This is a genomic window from Pseudarthrobacter sp. CC4, assembly GCF_048957775.1.
GTDB lineage: Bacteria > Actinomycetota > Actinomycetes > Actinomycetales > Micrococcaceae > Arthrobacter.
In genome coordinates this window covers 1-1,559 of the sequence record NZ_JARCCZ010000065.1, presented here as the reverse complement: position 1 = coordinate 1,559, position 1,559 = coordinate 1, and the positions used below count along the sequence as shown (strand labels likewise).

2 protein-coding genes are annotated in these 1,559 nt (G+C 61.0%); one reads left to right on the top strand and one right to left on the bottom strand.

From position 1 onward, the window contains the following. Window positions 1-218: 218 nt before the first annotated feature. Entirely contained in the window at window positions 219-419 is a 201-nt protein-coding gene (locus PV768_RS21750; RefSeq protein ID WP_236820718.1) for a hypothetical protein, read from the top strand. A gap of 36 nt (window positions 420-455) precedes the next feature. Here PV768_RS21750 and PV768_RS21745 read toward each other — a convergent pair. After that, a partial coding sequence (locus PV768_RS21745) for a Fis family transcriptional regulator (RefSeq protein WP_421094196.1) occupies window positions 456-1,559 on the bottom strand: 1,104 nt, incomplete at its 5' end.

Below are 1,559 nucleotides of genomic sequence, written 5' to 3'. Positions count from 1 at the left end.
AACTGGCATGCACGGGTATTCATGGGACGGGAGTAGCCGCCTCCGTCATTTGCCCGACGGTGAACGGCACTCACACTGCTCGGTGGCGGGGCCCGGTGTTAGCTCATGACAGAAAGCTCCTCCGGCTGTAGGCTCCGAATATGCCTGAGGGTCGGAAGCGCCTTGAGCCGCGTATGACGCGGGGCGGATTTCGCTGGCAGCTGGTCATGGTGTCCTTCATGGCCGTAAACGCAATCGTGCAAATTGCATTCCGGTGGAATCAAGCTTGGGGTCCCTTTCTTTACCTCATGCTGGCAATGCTGATTATCTGCGCGGTCTTCACCGCCTATCTGCTCTATGTGCGCCACTACGACGGTCATTTCTGGGACGAGGAAGAAGCCCGTCGCCAGGACTGGGATCGTCGGGGCCGGCAGCTTTAGGTATGCCCTCACGGACGCAAGCGAGACCGAGCCGTTCTAGTTTCTCGGGCTTTCGTGCAGGACGGACTCGTTTACTGCTGCGATGTACCGGGCATAGGCGGATGCCGAGTCGGTGGCGTGGCGTTCGATGGTAGTCGGGGAGTAGCCGAGGGTTTCGGCGATGATGGCCACTGGTGCGAGTTTGGTGAGTTCGTGGAGGGTTCCGAGTCGCGCGGCGCGGGTGCTGAAGAGCTTGCTGAGTCGGGTTGTGAGGTGCCCTGGGTGGATGTGCCGGCCGGGTGATGTTCCGCGGAATACCCACTTGGTGTTGGGGTGTGCTGCGGTCAGTTCGTGGCCTGGGTTTGCGGCGAGCTCCCGCCATGGCTGGGCTAACGGGTCCGGCAGCGCAATTTTGGTGGTTCCGAGTTGGATGGTGACTAAGTCTTCAGTGACTGTGACGTCGTCCCAGGTCAGCCGGGCGATGTTTTCGGCTTGTTGTCCGAAGACGAGGATGAGGATCGCGGCGGCCCGGTCACGGGTCTCGAGTGCGTTGGTGTGGATGATTTGTTGGAACGCTTTGTCTTGCCCGATCTTGGGGAGTCTTGGGCTGGTGCCGCGGCGGTGCGGAACGATGGTGAGCCCCGCTGGGGCGGCCTTGGTTTTGATGGCCCATTTGAGGAAGCGCTCAGCGATGCGTCTCGTCGTGGGCCCCTCGGATTGCCATACATCAAGGCGGGACTGCTGCAGTTCCGGCAGTTTGATGTCATGACCGGTGAGCCAGTTCAGGAGGTCGATGGCGACGGTGACATCCTGTTTGGCGCGTAGGAAGGTGCCGCGCGAGACTTCGTCCATGAGGTGCATGCGTCGCTGGTGATGCCATCGGATGTAGCGGCGGATCACGTCAAGGTTCTGTGGGTCGCTGACGCGTTCCATGGCGTGGGTGGCCCAGCTTTCGTAGCGAATCAGGAACGCATTTCGCTGGGGGAGCACCCCGTGTTCGGTGAGGAGCCCTCGGACGTACTCGCGGGTGCGGGAGTCGGGCAGTTCATCGAAGGTGTCGTGACTGATTTTGGGTGCGGTAGCGAGGTTACGAAGGAAGGCCGTGACGTGCTTTTGCCGGATCCAGGTCATGCCGCTGTTGGCCCGTTTCATTGACTTCAG